The 26,076-nt window shown below is 60.0% G+C and carries 30 protein-coding genes and 1 tRNA gene; 17 read left to right on the top strand and 14 right to left on the bottom strand.

Annotation, left to right across the window (positions count from 1 at the left end; translation table 11 throughout):
* Window positions 1-59: 59 nt before the first annotated feature.
* Entirely contained in the window at window positions 60-800 is a 741-nt protein-coding gene (locus ACR0DJ_RS05400; RefSeq protein ID WP_480684115.1) for a GNAT family N-acetyltransferase, read from the bottom strand.
* 99 nt (window positions 801-899) lie between these two features.
* Window positions 900-1,373 carry an outer membrane protein assembly factor BamE gene (locus ACR0DJ_RS05395; RefSeq protein ID WP_170344017.1) on the bottom strand — a complete coding sequence of 158 codons (474 nt, stop codon included), beginning with the start codon at window positions 1,371-1,373 and terminating at the stop codon, window positions 900-902.
* Between the two features lie 85 nt (window positions 1,374-1,458).
* On the opposite strand from ACR0DJ_RS05395, the gene ACR0DJ_RS05390 reads away from it, so the two are divergent.
* The 8 genes from ACR0DJ_RS05390 to ACR0DJ_RS05355 all read left to right on the top strand — a co-directional run bounded on the left by ACR0DJ_RS05390 (window position 1,459) and on the right by ACR0DJ_RS05355 (window position 6,815).
* Window positions 1,459-1,995 carry a YceD family protein gene (locus tag ACR0DJ_RS05390; RefSeq protein WP_480684113.1) on the top strand — a complete coding sequence of 179 codons (537 nt, stop codon included), beginning with the start codon at window positions 1,459-1,461 and terminating at the stop codon, window positions 1,993-1,995.
* A gap of 205 nt (window positions 1,996-2,200) precedes the next feature.
* Window positions 2,201-2,407: a 50S ribosomal protein L32 gene (gene rpmF / locus ACR0DJ_RS05385; RefSeq protein ID WP_008756996.1), complete on the top strand. Its 207-nt coding sequence runs from the start codon at window positions 2,201-2,203 to the stop codon at window positions 2,405-2,407.
* A 24-nt stretch (window positions 2,408-2,431) separates the two neighbouring features.
* Window positions 2,432-3,520 (top strand): phosphate acyltransferase PlsX, encoded by a 1,089-nt coding sequence (gene plsX / locus ACR0DJ_RS05380; protein WP_170344015.1) that lies wholly within the window; start codon window positions 2,432-2,434, stop codon window positions 3,518-3,520.
* A 21-nt stretch (window positions 3,521-3,541) separates the two neighbouring features.
* The gene (locus ACR0DJ_RS05375; RefSeq protein ID WP_170344014.1) at window positions 3,542-4,513 is read left to right on the top strand and encodes a beta-ketoacyl-ACP synthase III; all 972 of its coding nucleotides are present in this window, start codon (window positions 3,542-3,544) and stop codon (window positions 4,511-4,513) included.
* 96 nt (window positions 4,514-4,609) lie between these two features.
* Window positions 4,610-4,912 (top strand): integration host factor subunit alpha, encoded by a 303-nt coding sequence (gene ihfA, locus ACR0DJ_RS05370; protein ID WP_152458234.1) that lies wholly within the window; start codon window positions 4,610-4,612, stop codon window positions 4,910-4,912.
* Between the two features lie 18 nt (window positions 4,913-4,930).
* Window positions 4,931-5,536, top strand: a complete 606-nt coding sequence (locus ACR0DJ_RS05365; RefSeq protein WP_257598882.1) for a MerR family transcriptional regulator — start codon at window positions 4,931-4,933, stop codon at window positions 5,534-5,536.
* 61 nt (window positions 5,537-5,597) lie between these two features.
* Window positions 5,598-5,674: transfer RNA gene (locus tag ACR0DJ_RS05360), tRNA-Pro, on the top strand.
* A gap of 61 nt (window positions 5,675-5,735) precedes the next feature.
* Window positions 5,736-6,815, top strand: coding sequence for a 2'-deoxycytidine 5'-triphosphate deaminase (locus ACR0DJ_RS05355; protein WP_480684112.1), 1,080 nt, complete (start codon window positions 5,736-5,738; stop codon window positions 6,813-6,815).
* Between the two features lie 3 nt (window positions 6,816-6,818).
* Here the strand turns inward: ACR0DJ_RS05355 and ACR0DJ_RS05350 are convergent, their stop codons facing one another.
* The 6 genes from ACR0DJ_RS05350 to argS form a co-directional block, all read right to left on the bottom strand.
* Complete coding sequence (locus ACR0DJ_RS05350) at window positions 6,819-7,034, bottom strand: hypothetical protein (protein ID WP_170344011.1); 216 nt, start codon at window positions 7,032-7,034, stop codon at window positions 6,819-6,821.
* 65 nt (window positions 7,035-7,099) lie between these two features.
* Window positions 7,100-7,750: an SMC-Scp complex subunit ScpB gene (scpB, locus tag ACR0DJ_RS05345; RefSeq protein ID WP_480684111.1), complete on the bottom strand. Its 651-nt coding sequence runs from the start codon at window positions 7,748-7,750 to the stop codon at window positions 7,100-7,102.
* Window positions 7,743-8,537 carry a segregation and condensation protein A gene (locus ACR0DJ_RS05340; protein ID WP_480684110.1) on the bottom strand — a complete coding sequence of 265 codons (795 nt, stop codon included), beginning with the start codon at window positions 8,535-8,537 and terminating at the stop codon, window positions 7,743-7,745. The genes scpB and ACR0DJ_RS05340 overlap by 8 nt, the downstream gene beginning before the upstream one ends.
* On the bottom strand, window positions 8,527-9,534 hold the full coding sequence (nagZ, locus tag ACR0DJ_RS05335; protein WP_480684109.1) for a beta-N-acetylhexosaminidase: 1,008 nt from the start codon (window positions 9,532-9,534) through the stop codon (window positions 8,527-8,529). The genes ACR0DJ_RS05340 and nagZ overlap by 11 nt, the downstream gene beginning before the upstream one ends.
* On the bottom strand, window positions 9,531-10,595 hold the full coding sequence (locus ACR0DJ_RS05330; RefSeq protein WP_425078411.1) for an SPOR domain-containing protein: 1,065 nt from the start codon (window positions 10,593-10,595) through the stop codon (window positions 9,531-9,533). The genes nagZ and ACR0DJ_RS05330 overlap by 4 nt, the downstream gene beginning before the upstream one ends.
* 88 nt (window positions 10,596-10,683) lie before the next feature.
* Window positions 10,684-12,429, bottom strand: coding sequence for an arginine--tRNA ligase (gene argS / locus ACR0DJ_RS05325; RefSeq protein ID WP_480684108.1), 1,746 nt, complete (start codon window positions 12,427-12,429; stop codon window positions 10,684-10,686).
* A 133-nt stretch (window positions 12,430-12,562) separates the two neighbouring features.
* Here argS and ACR0DJ_RS05320 point away from each other — a divergent pair, with 133 nt between their 5' ends.
* On the top strand, window positions 12,563-13,114 hold the full coding sequence (locus ACR0DJ_RS05320) for a hypothetical protein (protein WP_425078413.1): 552 nt from the start codon (window positions 12,563-12,565) through the stop codon (window positions 13,112-13,114).
* Here ACR0DJ_RS05320 and ACR0DJ_RS05315 read toward each other — a convergent pair whose 3' ends face one another.
* The gene (locus tag ACR0DJ_RS05315) at window positions 13,115-14,254 is read right to left on the bottom strand and encodes a deoxyguanosinetriphosphate triphosphohydrolase (protein WP_425078414.1); all 1,140 of its coding nucleotides are present in this window, start codon (window positions 14,252-14,254) and stop codon (window positions 13,115-13,117) included.
* A gap of 76 nt (window positions 14,255-14,330) precedes the next feature.
* On the opposite strand from ACR0DJ_RS05315, the gene ACR0DJ_RS05310 reads away from it, so the two are divergent.
* Both ACR0DJ_RS05310 and xth read left to right on the top strand, forming a co-directional pair.
* Entirely contained in the window at window positions 14,331-14,654 is a 324-nt protein-coding gene (locus tag ACR0DJ_RS05310) for a HesB/IscA family protein (RefSeq protein WP_171204913.1), read from the top strand.
* 278 nt (window positions 14,655-14,932) lie between these two features.
* Entirely contained in the window at window positions 14,933-15,712 is a 780-nt protein-coding gene (xth, locus tag ACR0DJ_RS05305) for an exodeoxyribonuclease III (protein ID WP_171231475.1), read from the top strand.
* Window positions 15,713-15,716: 4 nt separating this feature from the next.
* On the opposite strand, the gene ACR0DJ_RS05300 is transcribed toward xth, so the two are convergent.
* Together ACR0DJ_RS05300 and dksA are read right to left on the bottom strand one after the other, a co-directional pair.
* The gene (locus ACR0DJ_RS05300) at window positions 15,717-16,862 is read right to left on the bottom strand and encodes an FAD-dependent monooxygenase (RefSeq protein WP_480684106.1); all 1,146 of its coding nucleotides are present in this window, start codon (window positions 16,860-16,862) and stop codon (window positions 15,717-15,719) included.
* A 72-nt stretch (window positions 16,863-16,934) separates the two neighbouring features.
* Window positions 16,935-17,357, bottom strand: a complete 423-nt coding sequence (gene dksA / locus ACR0DJ_RS05295; RefSeq protein ID WP_170344000.1) for an RNA polymerase-binding protein DksA — start codon at window positions 17,355-17,357, stop codon at window positions 16,935-16,937.
* 382 nt (window positions 17,358-17,739) lie between these two features.
* Here dksA and ACR0DJ_RS05290 point away from each other — a divergent pair, with 382 nt between their 5' ends.
* The 5 genes from ACR0DJ_RS05290 to ACR0DJ_RS05270 all read left to right on the top strand — a co-directional run bounded on the left by ACR0DJ_RS05290 (window position 17,740) and on the right by ACR0DJ_RS05270 (window position 21,876).
* A complete protein-coding gene (locus ACR0DJ_RS05290; protein WP_152458249.1) occupies window positions 17,740-18,585 on the top strand; it encodes an AAA family ATPase in 846 nt (281 codons plus the stop codon).
* A 101-nt stretch (window positions 18,586-18,686) separates the two neighbouring features.
* Window positions 18,687-19,145 carry an N-acetyltransferase family protein gene (locus tag ACR0DJ_RS05285; RefSeq protein WP_480684104.1) on the top strand — a complete coding sequence of 153 codons (459 nt, stop codon included), beginning with the start codon at window positions 18,687-18,689 and terminating at the stop codon, window positions 19,143-19,145.
* Window positions 19,142-20,509, top strand: a complete 1,368-nt coding sequence (locus ACR0DJ_RS05280; protein WP_480684103.1) for a DUF2927 domain-containing protein — start codon at window positions 19,142-19,144, stop codon at window positions 20,507-20,509. Before ACR0DJ_RS05285 ends, ACR0DJ_RS05280 begins: the two co-directional genes overlap by 4 nt.
* A complete protein-coding gene (locus tag ACR0DJ_RS05275; RefSeq protein ID WP_257600895.1) occupies window positions 20,490-20,687 on the top strand; it encodes a hypothetical protein in 198 nt (65 codons plus the stop codon). The genes ACR0DJ_RS05280 and ACR0DJ_RS05275 overlap by 20 nt, the downstream gene beginning before the upstream one ends.
* A gap of 4 nt (window positions 20,688-20,691) precedes the next feature.
* A complete protein-coding gene (locus ACR0DJ_RS05270; RefSeq protein WP_257598896.1) occupies window positions 20,692-21,876 on the top strand; it encodes a vWA domain-containing protein in 1,185 nt (394 codons plus the stop codon).
* A 15-nt stretch (window positions 21,877-21,891) separates the two neighbouring features.
* Here ACR0DJ_RS05270 and ACR0DJ_RS05265 read toward each other — a convergent pair whose 3' ends face one another.
* Window positions 21,892-23,376, bottom strand: a complete 1,485-nt coding sequence (locus ACR0DJ_RS05265) for an inorganic phosphate transporter (protein WP_170343996.1) — start codon at window positions 23,374-23,376, stop codon at window positions 21,892-21,894.
* A 181-nt stretch (window positions 23,377-23,557) separates the two neighbouring features.
* Between ACR0DJ_RS05265 and ACR0DJ_RS05260 the strand changes: the two genes are divergently transcribed.
* The gene (locus ACR0DJ_RS05260; RefSeq protein WP_480684102.1) at window positions 23,558-24,244 is read left to right on the top strand and encodes a M48 family metallopeptidase; all 687 of its coding nucleotides are present in this window, start codon (window positions 23,558-23,560) and stop codon (window positions 24,242-24,244) included.
* Window positions 24,245-24,314: 70 nt separating this feature from the next.
* On the opposite strand, the gene ACR0DJ_RS05255 is transcribed toward ACR0DJ_RS05260, so the two are convergent.
* Window positions 24,315-24,857, bottom strand: coding sequence for an RSP_2648 family PIN domain-containing protein (locus tag ACR0DJ_RS05255; protein WP_480684101.1), 543 nt, complete (start codon window positions 24,855-24,857; stop codon window positions 24,315-24,317).
* Window positions 24,854-26,056, bottom strand: a complete 1,203-nt coding sequence (locus tag ACR0DJ_RS05250) for an RSP_2647 family RNA methyltransferase (RefSeq protein ID WP_480684100.1) — start codon at window positions 26,054-26,056, stop codon at window positions 24,854-24,856. Before ACR0DJ_RS05250 ends, ACR0DJ_RS05255 begins: the two co-directional genes overlap by 4 nt.
* Window positions 26,057-26,076 lie beyond the last annotated feature (20 nt).

The following is a 26,076-nucleotide window of genomic DNA, read 5'->3' as shown; positions in this document are numbered from 1 at the left end:
CTAAACCGACGGCCACACTGCGTCAACGCCCTGTCTTCACCTTTTCGGAAATACTCATCTTAACCGGCCAATGCCCGCAGCAGGCGTTTTCGGGCCGGAGGAATCGCCCCGATTTCAAGCCCGGTGAACACATGCAACGTGTTCATGTGGCGATCCACAACGGCGTGATCACTCACCCAACCACCCATCATCAGATAGGTTCGCAACAGGGGCGGCATGCGCGACATTGCCTTTTTCGCGTCCGGTCGGCGCCGCAGACGTGCGGCAAAGCGGAACACGTCCGGAGCCTTGACCCGCGGCAACCACCGTTTCGGGGCCAGGTGGCGATGCTTGAGCATTGCAAAGGCATCAAGGTATCGCACAGTTTCGGTCCCGGCAAAGGACGAACATCCAAACAGCATCTCGACATTGTGTTGATCGACATAGGACGTCATTGCCCCCCAGGCGACGCGCAGAATGTCGGGATCGTTCAGTTCCGGATGAACGCAAAACCTGCCCATCTCGACCATGCGGCCACGGAACCCCGCCAACGAGCTCAGGTCGTAGAACTGCGCTGAATAGCTGCGTCCGATTTCACCGCCGTGCTCCATTGTCAGCATCCGAAAGCAGCAGACCAGCCGCCCGGCGGATCGCATATCTTCAACCAGGACATGACTGCATTGCCCGTCAAAAGTGTCAATGTCCGGTTTCCGGGTGCCAAATGCCAATGTCCGCAGGTTTTGTGCGGCCCTGACATCCTCGGCCGAATCCGCCAGACGGGCGTTATAGCGCCCTTTGCTCAACAAAACTGCCGTCGCCACGGTCGCGTCCTCCACGGGTGCCGACCCACGGGCGTCGGCACGACACCTTTAGCACAAGACATGTGACTGCCTTGTGACCATCGCAAGGTTCCGGCGCGATCAGTTGGCGCCAGGAATATTGGCCGGGTTGAAGTTGCCGATATTGCCCAACAGCTGCCGCAGGAAGCCTTTGTCCTGAACGTTGGAGTCGGTCACGCGGCGTTCCAGCGGAATCACGATGCCGTCTTCCAGGCCAAAACGCTCGATGTTTCTGACGACTCCACGCTGATCAAAGCTGATGGCGACCAGTTCGCGCGCCACCACCTCGGGCCGTTTCGGGCCGTAATGGCGCACCCGCGAGCGGACATAGTAATAGCCCGAATCCCGCACGACACCGGACGCACCCGGTGCGCCGATGGCCTCTTCCACACTGTCACGCGTATCTACGCCCACTTTGATTTCGGCCAGTTCCTCGGCCGGAGGCACATAGCCGTGATTCTTGTAGATCGGCGTACAGGCCCCGGCCGCAGCCAGACAGGCAACAAACACAAGCGATTTCGTCGCTGGTTTCAACCGGTTCAGTACCTTCAACATGCACACCCTCTTGCCTTGGCCTCTTGCGGCTTCTATCCGATTACAGAAACCGCTGCCACGGTTCAACACATAGAAAGGCTCACGAATGGGCAACGTTACATCATTTCGGGTGGCTGACCTGCCCCAGAACGCCCCGACACCCTTTGAACTGCGCCCCGCAAGCGCCGCATTGGATGAGATCAGGCAGGATCTGGGGCTGCTGGGGCTGCGCAAACTCAGCTTTTCCGGCGAGCTTCGCGCACAGGGCAAGCGTGACTGGGTTCTAAATGGCAAACTCGGCGCAACCGTGATCCAACCCTGCATCGTGACGCTCGAGCCGGTCACGACGCGGATCGACATCCCCGTGCATCGCACCTTTCTGGCCGATTGGACCGACCCGGATGAACCCGAGTTCGAAATTCCCCAGGATGACGAATCCGAACCTTTGGGCCCAGAAATCGACCCCGCACCGGTGATGATCGAGGCGCTGTCGCTGGCCCTGCCGCAATACCCGCGCAAGGAGGGTGCGGAACTGGGTCAGGCAGACTATACCGAACCCGGAAAACAGGCGATGACCGACGAAGACGCCAAACCTTTTGCCGGATTGGCGGGATTGCGCGATGCGCTCAAAAAAGACGAGTGACAGAGCGCAGATTTCCTGTCATAGCAGGCGGTCAGAAAAATCGCTTGAACATACCGAGAATCGCAGTATTTTCGCGCGCTCATCGGATTTTGGGTTGGACATTGCGGGGCCCGTCGCCTAAACGCGCGTCAAACCACGATAAACGAACTACGAAACCCGGGTCGGCAGCGAATCTGCGACCCCTAGTCAGACAAAGGTTGAGACCATGGCCGTCCAACAGAACAAAGTTTCCAAGTCGCGTCGCAACAACCGCCGCGCACACGACGCTCTGGTTGCTGCAAACCCGAACGAATGCCCGAACTGCGGCGAGCTGAAGCGCCCGCACCACGTTTGCGCATCCTGCGGCCACTATGATGATCGCGAAGTCGTCGCACAGGCCGACGAAATCGATCTGGACGAAGACGCAGCCTAAGCCTGATCGAGTGCAGACCAAGGCATGACTGAACAGCCCACGCACGCCGGACGGATCACCATCTCGGTCGACGCTATGGGTGGGGACGCGGGTCCCTCGGTCGTTGTTGCCGGTCTTGCGAAATCGGCCGACAAGAACCCGGATATCAGGTTCTTGTTACACGGGCCCGAACAGGTATTGCGCAAGCTTGTCGCCAAACGGCGTGTCCTTGAGGGGCGCGTCGTTTTTCGTGATTGCCCCGGTGTGGTCACGATGGAAGACAAACCCAGTCAGGTTGTGCGCAACGGCAAAGAGACCTCGATGTGGTCCACGCTGGAAGCGGTACGCCAGGGTGAAGCCCATGGCGCGGTTTCCTGCGGCAATACCGGTGCGCTGATGGCCCTGTCGATGATGCGCCTGCGCAAACTGCCGGGCGTGAACCGGCCGGCCATCGCGATACTGTGGCCCTCGCGCAACCCTCAGGGGTTCAACGTGATGCTGGATGTCGGCGCCGATGTGCGCGCCGACGCCAAGGACTTGCTGCAATACGCGCTGATGGGCGCCTCTTACGCGCGCAACGGTTTGGCCCTGAGCCGCCCCCGGATCGGACTGCTGAATGTCGGCACCGAAGAACACAAAGGGCGTGCCGAACTGAAAGAAGCGCACTCGATGATCGCGGGATTCGCAGAGCAGGCGAATTTCGATTTCGTGGGCTTCGTCGAAGGCAGTGACATCCCGGGTGACAAGGCGGATGTCATTGTAACCGATGGCTTTACTGGCAACGTCGCGATCAAAACCGGCGAAGGAACGGCAAGCCTGATCGGCGACCTGCTGCGGCAGGCCTTCAAATACTCTCCGCTATCCCGATTGGCCTCGATTCTGGCTATCACGTCGCTGAACCGTTTGAAGAAGCGGATCGACCCGCGGCGCGTGAATGGTGGCGTGTTTCTGGGGCTGAACGGCACCGTGGTGAAATCCCACGGCGGCGCTGACGCGACAGGCGTGTCAGCTGCAATCAAACTGGCCTTCACCCTGGCGCAGTCCGGCTTTTCCGAAAAATTGGCTGCGCGGGTTGCATCCACTGCCCAGCTTGCACAAGATGCCGCGCAATCAGTGCCGCAGACAGATAAATAACAAAAAAGGCAGTACCGGAAAATGGCAGGCCGTTCAGTTGTAGCAGGTGTCGGGCATTATTTGCCCGAACGCGTTGTTCCCAATTCCGAGTTTGAGAAAACCCTGGACACGACCGACGAATGGATCAAGACCCGCTCGGGGATCGAACGCCGCCACTTTGCTGCCGAAGACGAGACGACATCCGATCTGGCCACCAAGGCCGCCGAAGCCGCGCTGGCCGACGCAGGTCTGACGGCGGATGACATTGATGCAATCGTTCTGGCGACTTCAACGGCGGATCTGACTTTTCCTTCGGCCGCCACCATGGTTCAGGCTCGGTTGGGCATGACCAAGGGCTTTGCTTTTGATGTTCAAGCTGTTTGCGCCGGATTCGTTTTTGCACTGTCCAACGCAAATGCGCTGATTGTTTCCGGTCAGGCCAGGCGTGTGCTGGTGATCGGGGCCGAGACTTTCTCACGGATCATGGACTGGACCGATCGGTCCACCTGCGTTCTTTTCGGCGATGGCGCCGGTGCGGTTGTGCTGGAGGCCCAAGAGGGCACGGGCACCGCCGAGGACCGCGGTATTCTGGCAACCGACCTGAATTCGGACGGGCGCTACAAAGACCTGCTCTATGTCGATGGCGGCGTTTCGACCCAATCCACCGGGCATCTGCGCATGCAGGGCAATCAGGTTTTCCGACATGCCGTTGAAAAGCTTACGAAAACAGCAGAAACAGCGTTGGAACGAGCGGGGCTGAGCAGCTCGGACGTGGATTGGATCGTGCCGCACCAGGCCAACATCCGGATCATTCAGGGCACCGCCAAGAAAATGAACTTGCCGATGGAAAACGTGGTTGTGACCGTTCAGGATCACGGAAACACGTCGGCCGCATCCATTCCACTGGCCCTGTCCGTGGGCAAGCAGCGCGGACAGATCAAACCGGGTGATCTGATCGTGACCGAAGCCATTGGCGGCGGTCTGGCCTGGGGCGCAGTGGTTCTGCGCTGGTGACCGGCGCAAACCGGCTTACACAGCCGCCCGCAATTCATTGATATTGACAGCGAATTTGCCATACCCATATGCTTCAACAGCAACAGGGGAATTAGCATGGGCGACAAAACACTGACTCGAATGGACCTGAGCGAAGCTGTCTTTCGTGAGGTAGGTCTGTCACGAAACGAAAGTGCGCAGCTGGTTGAAAGCGTTCTGAACCACATGTCCGACGCCTTGGTGCGTGGTGAACAGGTGAAGATCTCGTCTTTCGGTACATTCAGTGTTCGCGACAAGACCGCCCGTGTCGGTCGCAACCCCAAAACCGGCGAAGAAGTCCCGATTCAGCCGCGCCGTGTACTGACTTTCCGCCCGTCGCATCTAATGAAAGATCGCGTCGCCGCAGGGAACCGCAAGTAAGTTCAGGACGTCCAGGTTATGAGTAAGTCCCCCGATGCCTTTCGCACCATAAGCGAAGTTGCGGACTGGCTCGGTGTTCAGGCTCATGTTCTGCGATTCTGGGAAAGTCGATTCACTCAGGTAAAACCCGTCAAACGCGCAGGTGGACGCAGGTATTATCGGCCCAACGACATGCGTCTGTTGGGAGGAATCAAGAAACTGCTCCACGAAGACGGTATCACGATAAAAGGTGTCCAGCGTATCCTGCGCGAACAGGGCGTCGCACATGTCGCGGCGCTGTCCCCTTCCCTGGATGACCCTGGCCCCGCCCCGATTGAGGCCGTTCAGGACACCGTAGTACCGTTTGAACCTAAGCCTGCAACCGCAACGGAACAGATTCGAATGGATCTGGGCGAACCGTCAAAGCAATCCGTCAAGGAAGGCGCGCAGGCTAACGCGCGTACATCTTCTGCGTCACAGCCGGAGCCAGAGCCCGAACTGGATGCCGCGCCCTTGATGGGGGGAATAGCGTCGCTTGCGTGGAATCAGACAGATTTTGATGACGACCTGTTGCGGCGCATCGCTCCGATTGCAAAAGATCTGCGCCGCTGGCTGGACCGTGTCGAAACACAGGCGACGGGTTAGGACAAAAGGCATTGATTTCCTCTTGCCCCTGCCGGGAAAATCTTTATGAACACCCCAACGTCGGGCTATGGCGCAGCCTGGTAGCGCGTCCGTCTGGGGGACGGAAGGTCGCAGGTTCGAGTCCTGCTAGCCCGACCAAATTACACCGACGTTTATGGCATAAAGGCCAGATCCCGCTCTGGCACCAGGGGGGATCGAGATGACAGGTGTTTGCCCGAACCAACAGCTTGAGGCGATGATCGCCCGCGGTGAAATCACCGCCAACCCCGAGGTTCTGCCGGCGCAGATTCAACCTGCCAGCCTTGATTTACGTCTGGGAACAGTGGCTTACCGTGTACGTGCCTCGTTCCTTGCGGGGGAAGGCCGGACTGTCACGGACCGGTTGGCAGAGTTTGAGATGCACCGCATCGATATCTCGGATGGCGCGGTTCTGGAAAAGGGCTGCGTCTATCTGGTGCCCCTGATGGAATCGCTTGCCCTGCCCGACAGCATGAGCGCCGTGGCCAACGCCAAAAGCTCGACCGGGCGGCTGGATCTTCTGACGCGGACCATTACCGATGGCGGTACCGAGTTCGACCGGGTGCCCGCAGGTTACACAGGCCCGCTTTATGCCGAAATCTGCCCGCGCTCGTTCTCGGTGCTGGTTCGTCCCGGGATGCGCCTGAATCAAATTCGTTTTCGCCAGGGTCAGGCCGTGTTGTCAGATGCCGAACTGAGGTCCTTGCATGCCGAATCTCCGCTGGTGGATGGACCTGCGGTCATTCAGGACGGTCTGGGCTTTTCGGTCGACCTGCAACTGCCTGATACCGATCTTGTCGGCTATCGCGCCAAACCGCATACCGGGGTGATCGATCTGGATCGAATCGGTGAATACGACCCGCAGGACTATTGGGAAGAGGTGCGAACCAAAGATGGCTGCATCATCCTGGACCCCGGCGCGTTCTATATCCTGGTCAGCCGCGAGGCGGTGCATATTCCGCCGATGTACGCCGCTGAAATGGCGCCCTATCTGGCGATGGTCGGTGAATTTCGGGTCCACTACGCCGGGTTCTTCGACCCCGGTTTTGGCCATGCCGCCGCAGGGGGTGCCGGTTCGCGTGGCGTGCTTGAGGTGCGCTGCCACGAAGCGCCCTTCGTGCTGGAGCACGGACAGGTCGTCGGACGTCTGGTTTATGAGAAAATGGCTGACATGCCGACGCAACTATATGGTGCAGGCATTGCCTCGAACTATCAGGGACAGGGCCTGAAACTGTCAAAGCACTTCAAAGCCGTAAGCTGACCCCTAGAATTTCATGAACCGGCGCATCTGGCGGGTCAGGCGTTGCGCCTGCCGCAGGTTCTGCGCATGTCGCGGTGCGCTGGCTTTTCCGGGCCCATTCGACGTGCCGGGCCCGCTGCCTTTTGGGCTGGCCAGATCGATGCCTTTGTTCACACCCTTGTTGACCAGACGGCGCATGACCTGACGCACAATCATATCGATGATCCGGTTTGCATTCATCGCTGAACTCCGTGTCCTCACGCACAAAGATAGACGCTTTATGCGGCAACAAAAGGGCTGTTCGATCACTCATCCTCGAACAGTTCGGTCTGGTCTTCGTCAACTTCGTCCTCGCGCCCCTCTCCCAAGGGGATGGCACCCGGAGGAGGACGATTCTCCAACAATCCCGCCGCGCGCAGTTCTTTCAGGCCCGGCAGGTCGCGCGCGTTTTCCAGCCCAAAATGATCCAGAAACTCAGGCGTCACCACAAACGTCACCGGACGACCCGGCGTCATGCGGCGGCGGCCCAGCTTGATCCACTCCATCTCAAGCAACTGATCGATGGTCCCGCGTGAAACCGACACACCCCGGATTTCCTCGATCTCAGCCCGCGTGCAGGGCTGATGATAGGCCACGATGGCCAGAGTTTCGATCGCGGCGCGGCTGAGCTTGCGGGTCTCGACCGTTTCCTTCTGCATCAGAAAACCCAGATCAGGGGCCGTGCGGATGGCCCAAGCATCCCCCACGCGCACCACGCGAACGCCACGCCCCTCGTAGCGTTTCTGAAGCAATTCAACCGCTTGCGCCGCGTCGCTGCCATGGGGCATCCGCGCCTCAAGATCCGCAATCGTCACCGGCTCGGCGCTGGCGAACAGAACGGCTTCGACCATGCGTTCCTGTTCAGCCAGCGGAGGGGCCTCGAACAGCGTACCGGTCTCTTCAGGGGCATCAGTCACGTGTTTCGGTCCTCTTGCGCAAATGGATCGGAGCGAATGTCTCGCTCTGCTTGATTTCCATATGTCCCTCTTTCACCAGCTCCAGCGAGGCCGCAAAGGTCGCCGCCGTCGCTGACCTGCGCCGTACCGGGTCGGAATCCCAGCCATTGGGCAGGTAAGTTTCCATATCGGTCCATGTCCCGGCAAACCCGATCAGCGGGCGCATCCGTTCCAGCGCCTGTTCCATGGTGAATACCGAATCGCGGTCCATCACAAACGGGCGGAATTCATCACGGGTGCGGATGCGGGCATAGCCCTGCATCAGATCCAGCAGCGTGGCGGAATAGGTCACGGTGCGGATGCGGGTGATATCTTCGCCCTGCCCGCGTTTGAAGAAATCGCGCCCCAGCTGATCGCGCGCCATCAACCGTGCGGCGGCGTCGCGCATCGCCTGCAAGCGTTCCAACTGAAACGCCAGATGTGCGGCCAGTTCCTCGCCCGAGGGGCCCTCGTCATCCGGGTCTGGCGGCAGCAGCAAGCGGGACTTGAGAAACGCCAGCCAGGCCGCCATCACCAGATAGTCGGCGGCCAGTTCAATGCGCAACGCACGCGCCTTTTCCACAAAGGCCAGGTATTGCTGCGCCAGCGCGAGTACGGAAATTTTCCTCAGATCAACTTTTTGCGTGCGCGACAGGGTCAGCAGAACGTCCAGCGGGCCTTCGAACCCATCGACATCAACAATCAGCGCTTCGGCCGCAAGACGATCCGCGACCGAGACAGGGTCTTCGCTGAAAAGATTATCGTTCATATACCTGCCCGCCCATTAGGGCAGATAGTTCCGCTTCGACGGCAGGGATGTCAAGTTCCTGCGGGCGTTTGCGCATCGCCAGCGCCCGTTCTGCGCGGGCCTGTGCCACATCCGACATTTCTCCGGCCGCTTCCATCACCTGGGCGCGCTCGGCAAAGGTTCCGTTGCAGTGCAGAACGACGTCACAGCCCGCACTTATGGCTTGCCGCGACACGTCAGCGGGCGTTCCGCTGAGCGCCTTCATTCCGATGTCATCGGTCATGATCAGCCCCTCAAAGCCAATCCTGTCGCGGATCACATCCATCATGGTTGCCGAGATGGTGGCAGGCCGCGGGTCAATCCGGTCATAGACCAAATGCGCGGTCATCCCCATCGGCAGATCGTTCAAGGCCCGGAACGGCCCGAAATCGCTGCGCTCAAGCTCCTCCAAGGGCAGATCCACATGCGGCAAGTCATGGTGGCTGTCCAACGTGGCACGTCCATGGCCCGGAATATGTTTGAGCACCGGCAGCACACCGCCATCCAAATGGCCCTGCGCCACGGCCTTGCCAATTCTGGAAACGCGTTCAGGATCAGTGTCATAGCACCGGTTTTTCAGGAACTTGTGCGTCTCGGGGCGCGCGACATCGACCATGGGCGCACAGTTGCTGTCGATGCCCAGACCAAACAATTCATCGGCAATCAGGCGGTACCTCAGATACATGGCGCGCTCGGCCTGTTCTCCGGCATTGGCCACATGATCCAGCGGAGGCAGCCATTCGCGGGCCAACGGCGCCCGCAGGCGCTGCACGCGCCCGCCTTCCTGATCGATTGTGATCGGGCAATTGCGCCCGACGGCCTCGCGGAAATCATCACACAAGGCGCGCACCTGATCCGCGTTTTCGATGTTGCGGGCGAACAGAATGAACCCGAACGGGTTCATCTGGCGAAACAAGTCTTTTTCCTGTTGCGTCAGGCGCAGGCCCTGAGCATCGGTGATCGTGGCACCGTACTTCACCGAACGGCCACCGGGATACAATCAGCCCCCTGGGCGACAAGCGCGGCACAAAACTGGCGCGAGTCGCTCAGGTCTTCAAAGCCCAGTACGCGCAGGCGGTAAAAGGTGCGCCCGCCGCTTGAAGTTTTCTGAATAACACGCTGTTTTCCTGCCATATATTCGCCGAACTTTCCGTTCAGGCGATCCCATTCCGTTTGCGCCACCTGAACACTGTCATAAGCCCCAAGCTGCGCCAGACGCGTGCCTTTCGCCAGCGTATCAGGATCAACATCCAACCCAACCGCAGCCTTCACCGCGGCATTGATCGCGTCTTCGGAATTCTCGCTCGGCGACATCTGGCTGCGAGAGGCACGCGCCGGGCGGGTCAACGGGCGCAAGGACCGGCGCACGCCCGGCAGCGCGGCAATGGCCGGGTCCGGCAAGGCGGCTGCGAAATCGGCCGGGTCAATTGCGGGTTCTTCCTCGGGGGTGGTCAGCGATGCCACCTGTACGCCATCCTCAGAGTTTTGCTGCGTTTTGGTCGCCTCACCCGCCAGTTCCGCAACCAGCGCGTCCACTGCGTTCTGGCGCAATCGAGCGGCTTCCCGGGTTGAGATCGGCTTTTCCACCACATGCAGCGCCGGTGTCGGCTTCAGATCGGCGGCGGGGACGTCTTCATCCGTCAACGAGACCGGCCGCGGCGCAAGGATCAGGCGATCCGCCGGAGCGGCAGCACTGCCTTTGGCGGCCACTGCATTGACGGCCAAGCCCTGATGATCGGCGGGTGTTCCGCCCGGGTTTTCGGGCTGCACCCGCATCGGCCCTTCGGCAGCACGCACGACCGGCACGCCGCTGACATCGCGCATGACAAGCTTGTATCCCCAGACAGCGACGCCGGCGACCAGTGCCAGCGATGCGGCAGCCCCCAGGAAATTGACGGCCCGCCCCAGTCCGAACGCGCCGCGCGGCGCGTCGTAATCCTGCATATCGTCGGGATAGTCATACGCATCCTCGGAATGCGTTTGATTCGGGTAATGAATCTGCTCGGGGCTTTGGTGCCCCGAGTAATCGTAACTCGCCATGTCCGCCTCACTGCCCGTTTCGCGCCCGAAAACAAGGCGCGCGGGTCATTTCTTGCCTACCTCGTACCGGCGGTTCGGGCGATATTTGTTACCGCATCTCCTGCGCCGGGGTAACGCCAAGAATACCCAAGCCCGCTGAAATCACAACAGAAACGGCACGGGCCAATGCGATTTTCGACTGGCTTGTGGCAACATCGCCATCCTGAATGAAACGCAACTGGGTTTCGTCATTGCCCCTGTTCCAGAGCGCATGAAAATCTCCTGCAAGTTCATATAGATAGAAGGCGGCGCGGTGCGGTTCGTTGGTCCGCGCAGCGATCTCGACCAGGCGTGGCCATTCGGCCAGCTTCTTGGCAACCGTCAGTTCGGCGGGGTGGTCCAACGACGCTAGATCGGCCCCGCGCAGGGTTTCGTCGGAGACGTCGATCCCCGCCTCGGCGGCACGGCGCAGCACGCTCATCACCCGGGCATGGGCGTATTGAACGTAGAACACGGGGTTCTCGCGGCTCTGTTCCAGTACCTTGTCGAAATCGAAATCCAGCGGCGCGTCGTTCTTGCGGGTCAGCATCACGAAACGGGTCACGTCGGGACCAACCTGATCGACCACATCGCGCAGGGTGACAAAGTTCCCGGCCCGTTTCGACATCTTGAACGGCTCGCCATTTTTCCAAAGCTTCACCAGCTGCGTCAGCTTGATATCCAGCGGCACCTTGCCGTCGGACAGGGCCGACACGGCCGCCTTCATCCGCTTGACATAGCCGCCATGATCGGCACCAAACACGTCGATCAACGCGTCAAAGCCACGGCTCACCTTGTCATAGTGATAGGCGATATCGGGGGCGAAATAGGTCCAGCTGCCGTCCGACTTCTTGACCGGGCGGTCGACGTCATCGCCATGTTCGGTGGATTTGAACAAGGTCTGTTCGCGCGGCTCCCAATCTTCTGGCTTTTTGCCCTTGGGCGGTTCCAGCACACCTTCATAGATCAGGCCCTTTTCGGTCAGCGATTGCAGCGCGGCCTCGATCCGGCCCGTGCCATAGAGCGATTTCTCCGAGAAGAACACATCCATCTCGACGCCCAGCGCCTTCAGGTCGGCGCGGATCAGGTCCATCATCGCATCTGTCGAAAACTCGCGCAGCTCTTCCAGCCATTCGCTTTCCGGTTTGTCGATCAGGCTGTCGCCATATTTCTCTTTCAGCGCCTCGCCAATCGGGATCAGATAGTCACCGGGATACAGCCCCTCGGCAATCTCGGGGCTCAACCCGTTGGCCTCGCGATAGCGCTCATAGGCCGAACGCGCCAGCACATCCACCTGAGCGCCACCGTCGTTGATATAATACTCGCGGGTCACATCATGGCCGGAATAGGCCAGCAGGCTTGCCAACGCGTCCCCGAACACCGCACCCCGCGTATGGCCCACATGCAGCGGACCGGTCGGGTTGGCCGAGACATACTCGACATTGACCTTCTGCCCCTGCCCCATGGTCGAGCGCCCGAAATCGGTGCCTTTTTCCAGCACCGCCGCCAACACGCCGTGCCAGACGGACGGCGCAAGACGCAGGTTCAGGAAACCGGGCCCCGCCACTTCGGCGCTTGTGATCCGGTCATCCGCCGCCAGTTTCCCGGCCAGCACATCCGCAATGTCGCGCGGCTTCATCCCGGCCGGTTTCGCAAGCACCATCGCGGCGTTGGTCGCCATGTCCCCATGCGCCGCATCACGCGGAGGTTCGACCGCCACGTTGTCAAAGCTCAACCCATCGGGCAATGCGCCTTCGGACTGCATCTGCGCCAGCGCGTCCAGTACAAGGCCGCGGATCTCGGAAAACAGGTTCATTTCGGATGTCCTTTTGCTTGTCGCGGGGTTTACCACGCAATGCGGCAAGGTCAATGGACGCCTAATGTTTAAGCTTGGTTTGGCGAAACATCTCGCTAATCTCGGGCCTGTACACAGCTACCGGAGACCGTTGATGCACCGCACCTTGTCTTTTGCCTTGCTTTTGTCCGCCGCCCTGCCTGCGCTGGCCGACCTGCCACAGCCGCAAGGCCACGTGCTGCTGACGCTGGGCGGCGCGGTCAGCGAAACAAACCTGCCCGCGCGCGGGGAGAATGACGGCGGTCTGCTGGGCTATCTGGAGGTCACGCATGGCGGCGCGGCTGGGTTTGATGCTGCCATGCTGGACGGGCTGGAGCAGTTCGAGATCACTATCCCCTATGGTCCTCCGGGAAATGAGCGGGATTACAGGTTTTCAGGCCCGCTTTTGGCAGAGGTCATGACATTGGCAGGGGCCGAGGGGAAAACCGCTCTTCCCATGGCGCTGGATGGGTATCAGGCCGAAATCGAGTGGGACAGCATCGCCACGCACAGACCGATCGTTGCAACGCATGCTGATGGCGCACCGATGGGGATCGGAGGTTATGGCCCGACGATGATCGTGTTCCCACCGACAGAGAACGCCGGTCAGTCGGCAAAACAAGCGGCTCAGCAAGTCTGGGCCATCGCCTATATCGCCGTGGAGTGATCAGCCGGTCAGCCGCGCGTGGTCCTGCAAGGCAAATCGGTCGGTCATGCCCGCGATGTAATCGGAAACGATGCGGGCCAACGCGGTGTCGTCCCTGGCAGCTTCAATGTCATCGTGCCAGCGCACAGGCATTTGCCTGGGATCGTTCATGTAAATCGGAAACAGATCTTCCACGATCTTTGCCACCTCTGCCCGCACTGACATCACCCTGGGCGCGCGATACATCCGGGTGAACAGAAACGCCCGGATTTCGCGCAGTTGCGCCCAAACCTCATCCGAGAACTGGATGACAGGATACCCAAGATGTCGGATTTCTTCGACGGACTGCGCGCCAGACACGGCAATGAGATCGCGCGAGGTGTTGATGACATCCGCCACCATGACCCCGAAAACCCGCCTGAGCGCTTCGTGACGCCGGCGATAGGAATCCAGCCCGGGGTATCTGGCATCCACCTCGGCGTAACAGACCCCGACGATCGGCAGGTCCTGCAAATCGTCATCCGAGAACAACCCTGCGCGCAACCCGTCCAGAAGATCGTGATTGTTATATGCTATGTCATCGGAAAGGGCCGCAACCTGGGCTTCCGCGCTGGCATGGGTGTGCAGTTCTAGATCGAAATCCTGATTGCACTCGGCCAATGCCCAGGGCAGATCGCCCTCAACCGGCCCGTTGTGCTTGGCAATCCCTTCCAGGCATTCCCAAGTCAGGTTGCACCCGTCGAATTCCGCATAGTGGCGCTCCAGCTTTGTGACGATCCGAATGGCCTGTGCGTTGTGATCAAAACCACCAAAGGGCTTCATCAACGCGTGCAACGCGTCTTCGCCGGTATGTCCAAAGGGCGTGTGCCCCAGATCATGCGCCAGGGCCACGGCTTCGGTCAGCTCTGGGTTCAGGCCCAAGGCACCGGCAATGGTCCGGGCCACCTGCGCCACCTCGATGGAGTGGGTCAGGCGGGTGCGGTAGCTATCGCCCTCATGTTCAACGAACACTTGCGTCTTGTGCTTGAGGCGCCGAAAGGCACTGGCATGAATGATCCTGTCCCGGTCGCGTTGAAAGCATGATCGGAAACTGCTTTCCTCCTCGGGCACATGCCGCCCCCTGGTGCGGTCCGGGTCCGAGGCAAATCTAGCTCTGTCCAAATGGCCTGTCCTTGTCGCCTGTCCTTGCGCTTTCTATATTGTATGGCGTAATGGAAGGAAACCATTGGAGACCGGCATGAATCTGCCCCCAACAGTCACGGAACGCGCTTTCGAACGCCTTGCTGAAATCGGCGCGGCGGATCAGGGTCAGGCATTGCGCGTCGCAGTGGAAGGCGGCGGTTGCTCGGGGTTTCAATACGAAATCGCTTTGGACACGCCAAAAGAAGATGATCTGGTCCTTGAAGGTAAAGGGCAAAAAGTCATTGTTGACGCGATTTCGCTGCCCTTCCTGGAAAACGCGGTCATCGACTTCACCCAGGAACTGATCGGTGCGCGATTTGTGATCGACAACCCCAACGCCACCTCTTCCTGCGGTTGTGGCACATCTTTTTCGATGTAACCGTGGGGGCTTTGCCCCCACACCCCCAGGATATTTTCAGCCAGATGAAGCAGGAGTCCGCCCTCTGACCGTAAGACCAGAGGGCTTCACCTGGCGCGGTCATCGGCGTCCCCGCCTGTACCGCCACTTCAGCTTGAAGAAATTCGGTTAATAATCCGTTTCTTCATCTGGCCAAAAATATCCCGGAGCGCGAGGCAGAGCCTCGCAAATCCGATCTCCGCCTTGCCGTTGGGCCCGTTCTGCGCGATAGGTTGCACCAAGCCTTCGGAGGATCGCGCATGAAAATCGCCACGTTCAACATCAACGGCATCAAGGCGCGGGCCGAAGCCCTGCCCCGATGGCTGGACGAAGCGCAGCCGGACGTTGTGCTGTTGCAAGAGATCAAGTCGGTCGATGAAAACTTCCCGCGCGAGATATTCGAAGAGCGTGGATTCAACGTGGAAACTCACGGGCAAAAAAGCTTCAACGGCGTTGCAATCTTGTCCAAGCTTCCCCTCGAGGATGTATCCCGCGGCCTTCCCGGCGATGACGCGGATGAACAGGCCCGCTGGATAGAAGCCACCGTCGTTGGCAAAAAGGCTCTTCGGATCTGTGGATTGTACCTGCCCAATGGCAATCCCGCACCCGGCCCGAAATACGATTACAAACTGGCATGGATGGAACGGCTATATGACCGTGCCCGTGATTTGCTGGCAACCGAAGAACCCGCGTTGATGGCGGGGGACTACAACATCATCCCGCAGGCGGAGGATGCCAAACGCCCCGAAGCATGGCGCGACGATGCATTGTTCCGCCCCGAAAGCCGCGCCGCATTTCGCAAGATCCTGAATCTGGGCTTCACCGAAGCGTTCCGGGCCACCACCCAAAGCGCGGGGCACTATTCATTCTGGGACTACCAGGCCGGGGCCTGGAACCGGAACGACGGAATTCGGATCGATCACTTTCTGCTGACCCCACAAGCGGCGGATCTAATGCGGGATTGCCAGATTGATGCAGCCGTGCGCGGGCATGAAAAACCTTCGGATCACGTGCCTGTCTGGGTCGATCTGGATATCTAGCGTTTCAGGCCGTGACGTCGTAGCTGTAGATCCATTCGTAACGGCGCGACAGTTTCCCTCCGATGGCCATAAGCGCACATTGGGCCGCCAGACGTGCGGGGCCTGACAGGTGGAAATTTCGTGCGTTCGACCCGGCAGCGGCAACCACGCTTTCTGCCCTTGGCCGGCGCGTTTTCTCGTAGGCGGCAAGCGCGCTGGTGACACCCGAGTGTTCGTCGAAAGATCGTGCAAGCGTCCAGGCATCTTCCAGCGCCAGGCAAGCGCCTTGCGCCATGAACGGCAAGGTCGGATGCGCCGCGTCCCCCAGCAATGCCAGACGACCGTTCTGCCATTTTTCTGCGACCGGGCGCAGGAACAATGCCCACAGATTCACATCCGAGACCTTTGACAGAAGCTCACCTACCGGACCGCCGAACCCTGAAAAACGTGCGCGCAGCTCGTCCGGGTCACCTTTCAGCTTCCATCCCTCTTCCCGCCAGTCCGAGCGTTCCTCGACCGCAACGATGTTCATCATGCTTTGATCGCGCAATGGATAGGTTACGACATGCCGACCCGGCCCCATGGTCAGGGATGCCGTCACCACGTCTGAATCCGGTCGCCAGGGAATGGTGGCGCGCCAGGCGACCTGGTGCGTGAACTCGGGTGTCTCGGGCCCGTTCAGAGCCGGGCGAATCGTGCTGCGGCCACCGTCGGCGGCGATGACGCATTCGGCGCGCAGCCGCTCGCCGCCCGCCAACAGAATTTCGGCTTCGTTGGGGTGTTTTTGCACGTTGGAAACCTTGGCCCCCAGACGAACATCCACACCGGCCTTGCGGGCCGCAGAATGCAGCAGATTCAACAAATCGGCACGGTGAAAATAATAGGTCGGGCCAGCCGAAGGCCCGGGCAGCCGGCTGACAACGCGCCCTTTGCGGTAATCGCGCAGGATCGTACCATGCGATTTCTGGCCCGCAGACAGATCCGCCACCCCAAGCGCACGCAACACGCACATCCCGTTTTCACTGATCTGAAGACCTGCGCCAACCTCGGTCAATGCCGGGGCTTGCTCCAGCAGGGTGACCTGCGCCCCGTGTTGCCGCAGCGCCAACGCAGCCGCCAGACCGCCGATGCCGCCGCCAATTACACAGAAATTCAACCGATTGATCTTCATGCCCCCCGCATAACGCAAAAACGCCGGAGCCACAGGCCCCGGCGTTCGAAATTTTCCAGTTTCACCCGGCGATCAATCGTCGCGGTGGACCTTTTCGCGGCGCTCGTGGCGCTCTTGCGCCTCCAGCGTCATGGTTGCAATCGGACGTGCATCCAGACGTTTCAGCGAAATCGGATCGCCGGTCTTTTCGCAATACCCGTATTCACCTTCTTCGATCCTGCGCAGGGCTGCGTCGATTTTGGCAACCAGCTTGCGCTGACGATCACGTGTTCGCAGTTCCAGAGCGCGATCGGTCTCCTCGCTCGCGCGGTCTGCGACATCCGGAATGTTTCGGGTGTTGTCCTGCAGCCCTTCGATCGTATCGCGGCTGCCCGCCAAAAGCTCGTTCTTCCAATCCAACAGCTTGCGGCGGAAATATTCAAGCTGACGGTCATTCATGAAAGGTTCATCTTCGGCCGGGCGGTAATCCTCCGGCAGAAAAACTTCCTGTTTCATATTTGCTCCCTCGGTATGGCCAGAAACGTCGGTCGCTGATGTTTCACCTGACATTTGGCACCCCCTTCTGCGCAGCGTTTAGCCGACGGGCGTGGGATTGTCACTACACAAACGTTGCTTCAGCACGCCCTCGTGCTGTTTTGTCTAAACATGAGACAAACAACAACAAAACCCTGTTTTTCTATGAAATTTAGCGGGCCTTTTTGAGGCAGGTGTCAATTGGCAGGGCACAATCGCGCGCACGAATCAACCAAAAGGGCTTGGAGTTCCTGCAAAAATCGCCTCAACCGACGCAGGGACGCGGGTTGTCAAAATCATTGACCGTCTGTAACCCGGACAACACAACCTGCCCACGGATCACGAAAAACCACACGAGAGGCCCATGACCGCACGCTTTCAAGGTACAGCCGAATATGTCGCCACTGACGATCTGACGATTGCCGTGAACGCCGCCGTCACACTTGAACGCCCATTGCTGGTCAAGGGCGAACCCGGCACCGGCAAGACAGAACTGGCCAAACAGGTGGCCGGCGCGCTGGGGCTGAGGATGATTGAGTGGAACGTGAAATCCACCACCCGCGCGCAACAGGGCCTGTATGAATATGATGCGGTCAGCCGCCTGCGGGACAGCCAGTTGGGTGAGGAACGTGTGCATGACGTGTCGAACTATATCCGCAAGGGCAAGCTGTGGCAGGCCTTCGAGGCCGACGAAAAGGTCGTTCTGCTGATCGATGAGATCGACAAGGCGGATATCGAGTTTCCCAACGACCTTTTGCAGGAACTCGACAAGATGGAGTTCCATGTCTACGAGACAGGCGAGACGATCCGGGCCAAGAACCGCCCGATCGTCATCATCACTTCGAACAATGAAAAGGAATTGCCGGACGCGTTCCTGCGCCGCTGTTTCTTTCACTACATCCGCTTCCCGGATGAGGCCACGATGCGCCGCATCGTCGAAGTACATCACCCCGGCATCAAGGATGCGCTGCTGACCACCGCCCTGACCCAGTTCTATGAAATCCGCGAGACGCAGGGGCTCAAGAAAAAGCCGTCAACGTCAGAAGTGCTGGATTGGCTGAAACTGCTGCTGGCCGAGGACCTGAGTGCCGAAGACCTCAAGCGCGGCGGCGCAGATGCCCTTCCGAAACTGCATGGCGCGTTGCTGAAGAATGAACAGGATGTGCATTTGTTCGAACGTCTGGCCTTCATGGCACGCGGCAAACGATAGCCAGAGGGTGGCCGGACGGTGATCATGGCTTGCCTTGGGACGGCCCGAATGCCAGCATCGGCCCATCTGGCGAAACAGAGCTTCGCCGCCCACAGAATTGGATGAATCGCGTGGCGAACGCACTGACAATCCGCACCCTGCGTGCCGAGGACAAAAGCCAATGGGCCGACATGTGGCGGGACTATCTGGCATTTTATGAAACCGCCCTGCCCGAGGATGTATACGAAACAACCTTTTCCAGATTGTTGGGCGACGACCCACAGGATTTTTCCTGTTTCGTTGCCGAGCAGAATGGCGCCCTGGTCGGACTGACACATTATCTGTTTCATCGCCACGCCTGGAAGGTGGAAAAGGTCTGCTACCTGCAAGACCTGTTCGCGCGACCCGAGGCACGGGGGGCAGGCGTTGGCCGGGCCTTGATCCAGGCGGTCTATGATGAGGCCGATCGTCAGGGCGCGCCATCGGTCTATTGGCTGACCCAGGAGTTCAACCACACCGCTCGGAAACTGTATGATCGCATCGGCACGCTGACACCGTTCATCAAGTACGCCCGCTCATGAAGCGATTGAGTGCCCTTTTTCTGGCACTGGTTGTTGCTGGCTGCGCGACGGTTGAAACGATCGAGCTGCCCGATCAGGTCACGGTCGTCGAAGTAAGCCTGCCGCCTGCCAAGTCTTTTTCAACGGCACGTCCTTCGCCGCCTGCTCGGTCCAACAAAAACATCGCCTCTGACTTCCTGTCCCTGCATTTCGAGCTGGAAAGCGGGGCCGCCCTGCCCGTTTTCACGCGATTTGAGGCCCCGGTCACAGTCCGTCTGACCGGATCACCGACCGCAAGCATGCAGCAGGACCTGACCCGGTTGCTCAACCGTCTGAGGCGCGAAGCCGGGATCAACATCCGGCAGGTCAACGAGGGTCAGGCCAATATCACCATCGAAGCCGTCAGTCAGAAAGACATTCTGCGCATCCTGCCCAACGCGGCCTGTTTCGTCGTCCCCAACTCGTCCAGCCTTGAAGAATATCGCCGTGACCGCCGAAAGATCAAAAGCAGCTGGACTGAACTGCGCAAACGCGAACGGCTTGGGATTTTCATCCCATACGACGTCAGTCCGCAGGAAATACGCGATTGCCTGCATGAAGAACTGGCACAAGCGCTTGGTCCGCTGAACGACCTCTACCATCTGCCGGATTCGGTGTTCAACGACGACAATATCCATACTGTTCTGACCGGGTTCGACATGCTGATCCTGCGGGCTGCTTATGCGCCGGAACTGCGCACCGGCATGACCCGCGATCAGGTCGCCGCGGTCATCCCGGGGGTTCTCAGCCGGATGAACCCGCGCGGGGACAGGGTGCCCGTTCAACCCTTCACGGATACGCCGCGCGAGTGGATTGACGCGATTCAGAAATCACTGGGGCCGGGGTCGGGTTCGCCCAGACAGATGCGCGCGGCGCGAAAGGCGGCACGGATCGGTCAGCAACAGGGATGGACAGATCACCGCCGCGCCTATCCCCATTACCTGATGGGCCGGATGGAACAATTCCGGGACCCCAACGAAGCTCAGCGCCAGTTTCAGATTGCGCAGCAATTTCTCAAGGCCACGCCCGGCACAGAGGTGCATCAGGCCTATGTCACCACGCAAACCGCGGCATTTGCGCTGGCACAGGACAAGGGGCCCAGTGTTCTGCCTGAACTGGACAGGGCCATCGATGTCATGACACGGGCTGAAAATGCGTCTCTGCTGGCCACGTTGTTGTTGCTGAAATCAGAAGCGCTGAAACAGGCGGGGCAGATACAGCAGGCACGTGCCGTCAGGCTGGACAGCCTGGGATGGGCGCGGTACGGGTTTGGTTCGGATCTGGTGGCCCAGTCATTGTCGCGGGGCAATGGCCGAAGAAACACGGATGGCACGAAAGACGGATGACACACATATGTTGGTAGTTCTGGGAATGGCGGCACTGGGTGCAACCTTGGGCGCCCTGACCGCGAAAAAGCGCAGCGGCAATCGGGCCGACATGGCGCAATATGCCGCCGGGTATGGCATTGCCTTTGCGCTGGTGGGTCTGGTGATCTCGCTGGTTCTGGTGCGTTTGGTGGCCTGAGACGATGTTCCTGCCCTTTTTCGAAAACCTTCGCAAAGCTGGCATCCCGGTATCGCTGCGGGAGTATCTGACTTTTCTGGAAGGCATGAAAAAGGGTCTGGCCACCTATGATGTCGAGGCGTTCTACTATCTCGCCCGCGTGTCGATGGTGAAGGACGAACGCAACATCGACAAGTTCGACCGCGCCTTTGCCGCCAGTTTCGAAGGGCTGAACGAAATCAGTTTCGATCAGGTTCTGGAAGCCGTCGACATTCCCGGCGACTGGCTGGCCAAACTGGCCGAAAAACACCTGTCGGACGAGGAAAAAGCCGAGATCGAAGCGCTTGGCGGGTTCGACAAGCTGATGGATACGCTGCGCGAACGCCTAAAGGAACAACAAGGCCGCCATCAGGGCGGCAACAAGTGGATCGGCACGGCCGGAACTTCTCCGTTCGGGGCCTATGGATACAACCCCGAAGGGGTCCGCATTGGTCAGAAGGAAAGCCGCCATCAGCGCGCGGTCAAGGTTTGGGACAAGCGCGAATTCAGGAACCTGGACGATACGGTTGAACTGGGCACGCGCAACATCAAGGTCGCCCTGAAACGCCTGCGCCGCTGGGCGCGCGAAGGTGCTGCCGAGGAACTGGATCTGGACGGCACCATTCGCGCCACCGCCGAGCACGGTTATCTGGATGTCAAGACCCGCCCGGAACGTCACAACGCGGTCAAGGTCCTGCTGTTCCTGGACGTTGGCGGATCAATGGACCCGCATATCAAGGTGGTAGAAGAGCTGTTTTCGGCCGCACGGTCCGAGTTCAAGCATCTGGAATACTATTATTTCCACAATTGCCTTTATGAAGGTGTCTGGCGCGACAACCGCCGCCGCTGGGACCAGCAGACGCCCACACATGAAGTGTTGCGCACCTATGGGCCCGACTACAAATGCATCTTCGTCGGCGACGCCTCGATGAGCCCATATGAGATCGCCTATCCCGGCGGTGCCAACGAGCATTGGAACGCAGAGGCCGGGCAGGTCTGGCTGCAACGCGCGCGGGATCAATGGACATCGAACCTGTGGATCAATCCCGTGCCCGAGAAGTACTGGGAATACACCCATTCCATCAGCATGATCCAGGAGATCTTCGAAGGCCATATGGTGCCGATGACCCTGGCCGGGCTGGAACAGGGAATGAAAGCGCTGACCCGTTGAGGTCAGCGCCAGAGTTTACCCGGCAATCACCTGAATCCCAAGAAACAGGATCGCTGCCAGCATGGCCGCTGCGGGAACAGTGATAACCCACGCGGCAACGATGGTCAGGAAATGCGACCGGCGAACCAGCTTGCGGCGGCGGCGTTCTTCCGCCGCGACGCGGGGGCGTTCGGGAAAAGCCAGCCTTGAGCGTTTCAGCCTTCGCTCGGCATCCCATTCCCGGAAGAACCCGACGCCGAATACAGCGCCAACCGCGATGTGGGTGGAACTGACAGGCAAGCCCAGCCAACTGGCGACAATCACCGTGATCGCGGCTGACAGCGCGACGCAATAGGCCCGCATCGGGTTGAGCTTGGTGATCTGGCTGCCGACCATGCGGATCAGTTTCGGACCAAACAGGAACAGGCCGAACGATATCCCGAACGCACCGATGACCATGACCCAATAGGGAATGCTGACGGCATGCGTGAAATCGCCCGAGGCAGAGGCCTGCACAATCGCGGCCAACGGGCCCACTGCGTTGGCAACGTCATTTGCGCCATGCGCAAAGCTCAGCAACGCCGCAGAGACGATCAGGGGAATTCCAAACAGAATTTTCAGCGATTTGTTGCGGTTCTCAAGCCCCTCGGACTGACGGCGGATAATCGGGATCATCACGGCCCAGATCAGCCCGCCACAGACCGCACCGATCAGCAGCGCCGTCCCGAGATCAATCTTGATGATCTTCTTGAGGCCCTTGAGCGCCAGGTAAGATGCAAAGGCGCCCGCCATGATCCCGACCAGCATCGGCACCCATTTGCGGGCCGCGGCGATCTTGTCTTCCTGATAGATGATCCTGGCCTTGATGAACCACAGAAAACCGGCTGCGACCAAGCCCCCCAGAACCGGCGAGATCACCCAGCTGGCGGCGATTTTGCTCATGGTGCCCCAGCTTACGGCACCGAACCCGGCAGCGGCGATCCCGGCCCCCATGACGCCGCCGACGACCGAATGCGTGGTGGAAACCGGCGCCCCGATCCATGTCGCCAGATTGACCCACAGCGCCGAGGACAGCAGCGCCGCCATCATCGCCCATATGAAGACGTTGGCCGTTCCCATGCTTTCCGGCGCGATGATTCCCTTGGCGATGGTCGATACGACATCGCCCCCGGCGACGAGCGCTCCGGCACTTTCAAAAATGGCGGCAATGGCGATGGCACCGCCCATCGTCAGCGCATTCGCCCCCACTGCGGGCCCCATGTTGTTGGCGACGTCATTGGCCCCGATGTTCAGCGCCATATAGGCCCCGAACATCGCCGCGATCACGACGATGAGCGCGTTGCTGCCCTGCCCGAACAGGAAAGCGGCCACAAGGCCTGCGACAACAATGAATACCAGAGCGATCCCTGAGCCTACAAAGGGCCGTCCAGCCTGTGCGGTCGCCATTTCGAGGCGTGAAAAGCGACGCAAATCCCGGTCGAGCGTTTCCAGGTGACGCGCTTCATAGTTCTTGTCGGTCATGGGTCCCTCATCGATAGCGCCCTGTCGGTTAAGTGGGATCGTTGAAATAATCAACAGCTCATGTCGCAAGATCGCAACTTATCGAAGTTTGTGCCGATTTCAGCGCACGAACATGCGGGTCCCGACGAACATCCCGCAGGTGTGACTTGCGCAATGCCCATGTTCGGACCATATCTTTGGCATGCTTCGATTGACTCCGATCCTGCTGGCCATTGGCTATGCCATCGTGATGTACCGGATTTCCGTCTGGCGAACCCATCATGAGTTGGATGCAAAATCGACCGAACTGGCCGATCCGGTGCTGAAACGGATGACAGACCGGCTGGCCGCAGCTTTGGGCATCGATCGGGTGCCCGTCTATATCTATGAGATCGACCCGGTAAACGGGCTGGCTGCTCCGGACGGTCGGATTTTCATCACGCGCGGGTTTTACCGAAAATTCCGCAACGGAGAGGTTTCGGCCGAGGAAATGGCCAGCGTCATCGCTCATGAGCTGGGACATGTTGCCTTGGGTCACGCAAGGCGACGGATGATTGATTTTTCGGGTCAAAACGCGATGCGGACAGCGCTGATCATGGTGCTGAACCGCTTTATTCCGTTTATCGGAGCGATGATTGCGAATGCCTTGACGTCATTGCTGGCCTCGCGCCTGTCGCGTCAGGATGAGTATGAGGCGGACGAATATGCCGCCGCCTTGCTGACCAAGGCCGGAATCGGGATCGGGCCGCAGAAATCCTTGTTTCACAAGCTGGAAGACCTGACACAGCAACGGGCGGGCGTTGCCCCGGCATGGTTGATGAGCCACCCGAAGACGGGTGAGCGCATTGCGGCGCTGGAGGCCCTTGAACAGCGTTGGGCGCGTGGCTGAGGGTGCGCAGCGAGAGGCCAGCCTCTCGCGCTCTCCGGGATATTTTTAGCCAGATGAAAGGGGGTCCCGCTCAGGCGCTCAGGGCTTTGCCAAGGCGTGGTAGCCGGGCCTTTTTCATCAGTGCGCGCAGGGTCCATTGGTCGCCCGAGAGGCGGCTGGCCTCGGCAAGGACCTGAGCCGCGAGCGTGTTCATACCCTTTGGATCAGCTTGCCAGAAACCATGCAGCAGGCTGTCGGGGTCTCGGCGGTCCAGGCCTTCTTCCGCCAATATGTTTTTGGGAAAATCCTTGGCGTTCACCGTGACGATCATATCGGCGGACGCGGCGATCGCCGTCGCCAGCACGTGGATATCGGCGGCATCCGGAAGCCAAAGACGGTCGTGCAGGCCTGCGTTCGCAGTCCGTTCGGCGTCGGGCCAGTTGGCTTGTGTCAGCGCGATTTCGGCGCGGGCTTGCGCCTCGCCCGTCGGGCCCAGCTTGCGCGCGGCGCGGGCCCATTCTTCGAGGATGCGCGCGGACCAGATCGGAGTGAAATGACCCAGGCGGGCCGCGCCCAAGAGCATCTCGCGCATTACCGTGGGATAGATGACGCAGGTGTCGAGCACGGCTTTCATAGGCGATAGAACACCGCTTTGAGATAGCCGCTTTCCGCCAGTTGCGGCAGTTGCGGGTGATCGGGGCCTGCAAAGCCGGTGTGGATCAGTTGGGCTTGGCGCCCGGCGCGGCCAATCCCACGGGAGGACGCATCGCGGAACCGGCCCAGATCAGCGGCGTGCGAACACGAACACAGGCCAAGATAACCACCGGGTTTGACCAGCGGCGCCGCCAGTCTTGCGACACGTTCATACGCGCGCAGACCCGCATCCAGCGCTTGTCTGGACGGCGCAAACGCGGGCGGATCGCAGATCACCACGTCAAATCGCGCGCCTTCTTCGCCCAGTTGAGTCAGAACCTCGAACGCGTCGCCCTGCCGGGTCTGGAACTTATCAGCAAGGCCCGACGCCTCGGCTCCTTTTTTCGCCAGGTCGAGCGCGGCGGCTGAGCCATCGACGGACAATGCCTGCCCCGCACCGCCTGCAAGCATCGCCAGACCGAAGCCGCCCACATGGCTGAACACGTCCAGCACCTGCGCATCGGGATGAACCAGGCGCGCGGCAAAGGCGTGGTTGGGGCGCTGGTCATAAAACAGTCCGGTCTTCTGACCACCGGTCAGATCCGCCATGTAGGTGGCGCCATTCATCGGCACCGGCAGGGGTGCATCGGGCGCAATTCCGCGCAATACTTGGTTGACGTCGTCCAGCCCCTCTAGCCCGCGCGTGCGGCCCGAGGCGTTCTTCAGCACCGTGGTCACGCCTGTGGTTTTGACCAGAGCCTCTGTCAGCGGGTCCAGGTGCGCCTCGGCCCAGGCCGCGTTCGGCTGAATGACGCAGGCCTCGCCAAAGCGGTCGATGATGACGCCGGGGAAGCCGTCCGCTTCGGCATGGATCAAGCGGTAATACGGGGCGTCGAACAGGTTTTCTCGCAGATCAAGGGCGCGCTGCAAACGGCTCTCGAACCACGCCGCGTCAAGCTGCGCGTCGATGTCACGATCCAGCACCCGGCACATGATCTTGGACGCGGGATTGACCGCGACCAGCGCGATGGGCGCGCGTTTGTCGTCTTCGAGCACGGCCAAAGCGCCCGCTGGAATCTTGCGGGTGCGGCGGTCGGTGACGATGTCATTGGCGTAGACCCACGGGAAGCCATGGCGCAGGCCGCGCGCATTGGCTTTTGGTTTAAGGCGGATACGGGGGCGGTCGGCAGATTGAGTCATGGCGCCCTCATAGTCCTGAA

This window comes from Ruegeria sp. BF10, assembly GCF_056538725.1.
This window is presented reverse-complemented; position numbering and strand designations above follow the sequence as displayed.

Coding starts and splice junctions, on each gene's coding strand:
- ACR0DJ_RS05395 (WP_170344017.1), bottom strand. CDS start 1,373: ATGTTGAAGGTACTGAACCGGTTGAAACCAGCGACGAAATCGCTTGTG.
- ACR0DJ_RS05390 (WP_480684113.1), top strand. CDS start 1,459: ATGGGCAACGTTACATCATTTCGGGTGGCTGACCTGCCCCAGAACGCC.
- rpmF (WP_008756996.1), top strand. CDS start 2,201: ATGGCCGTCCAACAGAACAAAGTTTCCAAGTCGCGTCGCAACAACCGC.
- plsX (WP_170344015.1), top strand. CDS start 2,432: ATGACTGAACAGCCCACGCACGCCGGACGGATCACCATCTCGGTCGAC.
- ACR0DJ_RS05375 (WP_170344014.1), top strand. CDS start 3,542: ATGGCAGGCCGTTCAGTTGTAGCAGGTGTCGGGCATTATTTGCCCGAA.
- ihfA (WP_152458234.1), top strand. CDS start 4,610: ATGGGCGACAAAACACTGACTCGAATGGACCTGAGCGAAGCTGTCTTT.
- ACR0DJ_RS05365 (WP_257598882.1), top strand. CDS start 4,931: ATGAGTAAGTCCCCCGATGCCTTTCGCACCATAAGCGAAGTTGCGGAC.
- ACR0DJ_RS05355 (WP_480684112.1), top strand. CDS start 5,736: ATGACAGGTGTTTGCCCGAACCAACAGCTTGAGGCGATGATCGCCCGC.
- ACR0DJ_RS05350 (WP_170344011.1), bottom strand. CDS start 7,034: ATGAATGCAAACCGGATCATCGATATGATTGTGCGTCAGGTCATGCGC.
- ACR0DJ_RS05340 (WP_480684110.1), bottom strand. CDS start 8,537: ATGAACGATAATCTTTTCAGCGAAGACCCTGTCTCGGTCGCGGATCGT.
- ACR0DJ_RS05330 (WP_425078411.1), bottom strand. CDS start 10,595: ATGGCGAGTTACGATTACTCGGGGCACCAAAGCCCCGAGCAGATTCAT.
- argS (WP_480684108.1), bottom strand. CDS start 12,429: ATGAACCTGTTTTCCGAGATCCGCGGCCTTGTACTGGACGCGCTGGCG.
- ACR0DJ_RS05320 (WP_425078413.1), top strand. CDS start 12,563: ATGCACCGCACCTTGTCTTTTGCCTTGCTTTTGTCCGCCGCCCTGCCT.
- ACR0DJ_RS05310 (WP_171204913.1), top strand. CDS start 14,331: ATGAATCTGCCCCCAACAGTCACGGAACGCGCTTTCGAACGCCTTGCT.
- xth (WP_171231475.1), top strand. CDS start 14,933: ATGAAAATCGCCACGTTCAACATCAACGGCATCAAGGCGCGGGCCGAA.
- ACR0DJ_RS05300 (WP_480684106.1), bottom strand. CDS start 16,862: ATGAAGATCAATCGGTTGAATTTCTGTGTAATTGGCGGCGGCATCGGC.
- dksA (WP_170344000.1), bottom strand. CDS start 17,357: ATGAAACAGGAAGTTTTTCTGCCGGAGGATTACCGCCCGGCCGAAGAT.
- ACR0DJ_RS05290 (WP_152458249.1), top strand. CDS start 17,740: ATGACCGCACGCTTTCAAGGTACAGCCGAATATGTCGCCACTGACGAT.
- ACR0DJ_RS05285 (WP_480684104.1), top strand. CDS start 18,687: ATGAATCGCGTGGCGAACGCACTGACAATCCGCACCCTGCGTGCCGAG.
- ACR0DJ_RS05280 (WP_480684103.1), top strand. CDS start 19,142: ATGAAGCGATTGAGTGCCCTTTTTCTGGCACTGGTTGTTGCTGGCTGC.
- ACR0DJ_RS05275 (WP_257600895.1), top strand. CDS start 20,490: ATGGCACGAAAGACGGATGACACACATATGTTGGTAGTTCTGGGAATG.
- ACR0DJ_RS05270 (WP_257598896.1), top strand. CDS start 20,692: ATGTTCCTGCCCTTTTTCGAAAACCTTCGCAAAGCTGGCATCCCGGTA.
- ACR0DJ_RS05265 (WP_170343996.1), bottom strand. CDS start 23,376: ATGACCGACAAGAACTATGAAGCGCGTCACCTGGAAACGCTCGACCGG.
- ACR0DJ_RS05260 (WP_480684102.1), top strand. CDS start 23,558: ATGCTTCGATTGACTCCGATCCTGCTGGCCATTGGCTATGCCATCGTG.
- ACR0DJ_RS05255 (WP_480684101.1), bottom strand. CDS start 24,857: ATGAAAGCCGTGCTCGACACCTGCGTCATCTATCCCACGGTAATGCGC.
- ACR0DJ_RS05250 (WP_480684100.1), bottom strand. CDS start 26,056: ATGACTCAATCTGCCGACCGCCCCCGTATCCGCCTTAAACCAAAAGCC.